This window comes from Candidatus Venteria ishoeyi (assembly GCF_030378065.1).
In the GTDB taxonomy this organism is placed as follows: domain Bacteria; phylum Pseudomonadota; class Gammaproteobacteria; order Beggiatoales; family Beggiatoaceae; genus Venteria; species Venteria ishoeyi.
Map to the genome: position 1 here is coordinate 1 of NZ_JAUCGJ010000103.1, position 1,940 is coordinate 1,940.

General features: G+C 38.9%; 2 protein-coding genes. One reads left to right on the forward strand and one right to left on the reverse strand.

The genetic code is table 11. The features are described from left to right. Nucleotides 1-429: 429 nt before the first annotated feature. Nucleotides 430-981 carry a signal peptidase I gene (gene lepB / locus QUF61_RS18055; RefSeq protein ID WP_103919538.1) on the reverse strand — a complete coding sequence of 184 codons (552 nt, stop codon included), beginning with the start codon at nt 979-981 and terminating at the stop codon, nt 430-432. Between lepB and QUF61_RS18060 the strand changes: the two genes are divergently transcribed. After that, nucleotides 980-1,867, forward strand: a complete 888-nt coding sequence (locus tag QUF61_RS18060) for an RNA-directed DNA polymerase (protein WP_289682945.1) — start codon at nt 980-982, stop codon at nt 1,865-1,867. The two genes, lepB and QUF61_RS18060, sit on opposite strands and share 2 nt — an antisense overlap. Nucleotides 1,868-1,940 lie beyond the last annotated feature (73 nt).

Here is a 1,940-nt window from a genome sequence, read left to right on the forward strand (position 1 = left end):
GATTCTTATGATTAATGGATACTTTCCTCACAAAAATTATATAAATCATATAAATCACAGTTCAAAAAGTTGTACGACGCAGAGCGTCAAAGCAGGCATTCCCAACCGGAGGTTGGGAACGAGAAAAAACTATGTACTTTAAGTGCATAGTTTGTTGATTTAATGGCGTGTCCCTGATGATTTCACCTGATGATTTATTTATCCGCTTGTCCTTGAGCAGTCTCACTTGAGCAGTCTCATGCGTATGACGCTACCGCTTATACGCCCTGTCATAAGGAAGCAATGCTTCCTTATACAGTTCAGGCTATAAGAAATACAACAAGTTATAAACTTCATGTTGTATTCCTTAAATAAAGGGTAGCGTCCCCTTTTTTGTTAAATAAAGGGTAGCGTCCCCTTTTTTTACGGCTTCGATAATGGTGTATGACGCTATCGCTTATATACCTTACGGGTTAAAGAAAATAATCGACCAGCCAATTTATTCACGCGCACTAAGCCAAAACGGGTGCTGTCGTGCGAACCATCGGTTTTATCGCCCAGCAACAACACCTCGTCCTTCTTAATTTTACGCGCAAACATGCGAATAAAACGCGAACGTTTTTCGCTCAAAACATAATCGCCGTCCAGAGAATTAAGCAAGGCTTGACCATTTAATTCAAGTCGCCACTGATCCGGGGCTATTTCCCGCACCGCGAATAGATCGCCTCCTACCCCGCGAACAAACTTGGCAACATTCTTGGTATCACCCCAGCGGTACAGCACCAAATCTCCTGTTTTGGCTGGATTACACTGATAATAACCACCAATAAACAACAAACGCTCACCGGGTTTTAATGCTGGATCAAGTGAATTTCCTCCCAGAATACGCACATCGGCATAATCAATACAGGATAAATCCCCATCCAGGATAATCTCTGCGGTAACCTCTGAAATACCGCTGTATAATAGAAGCAAGCAAATAATATTTAGTAATCTTTTCATGCAAAATTTCCAAATCGAACTACTGAAAATTTATCAAAAATCCGCCAATAGCGTACAGAAAAAAAGCAGCCTGTTATCATCTGCCAAACTAACCTCAGATTTGGCATATAAATTAGAACAGCAACAATACAGCCCATCACGCTATAGCTGTTTTGTGGTCAAAGACCCAAAAGTACGTGAAATATTTGCCCCTGCATTTTGTGATCGTTTGGTTCATCATGTTCTTGTGGATCGTATTCAACCATATATTGACCGCCGCTTTATTCATGATAGTTTTGCTAACCGTAAAGGCAAAGGAACCCATAAAGCGGTTCAACGTTTACAAAAATTCATTTGCAATCCAAATAACCGTTATTTTATTCAAATGGATATTCAAAGCTTTTTCCCTTCTATTGATAAAAATATTCTATGGCGAATTGTTCGCCAACAAGTCAGAACGATTCATGATATTAGTGAAGAAGAATGTCACTTTATTTTATATCTAACCAGAACCATCCTTAAGCAAAATCCCTGTATTCCATATCCAGTTCTTACTGGCAATAGTGACATGATCAAGCAAATACCACCCCATAAATCAATGTTTCATATTGCAAAAGGCAAAGGTTTGCCTATCGGTAGCCTTACCAGCCAGTTTTTTGCTAACCTTTATCTCAATGAACTGGATCAGTTTGTCAAGCATCAGCTAAAAGTAAAATATTATATCCGTTATGTAGATGATATCGTCTTATTACACCATAACCCACAACAATTGAATCAATGGAAAGCAGAAATTGAAGCATTTCTTGGTACTCAACTTGCGCTCAAGCTTCATCCGAAAAAGACCCTGTTGCAAGGTAACCGTTCAGACCCCCAAAGCAAATATTGTATATCAGAACAATTTATGTAACAGTATAAAGCATAATCATTCAGGTTCTCACATAGCATATGACTCTCAGTGACAACGATTTACAACAGATAAA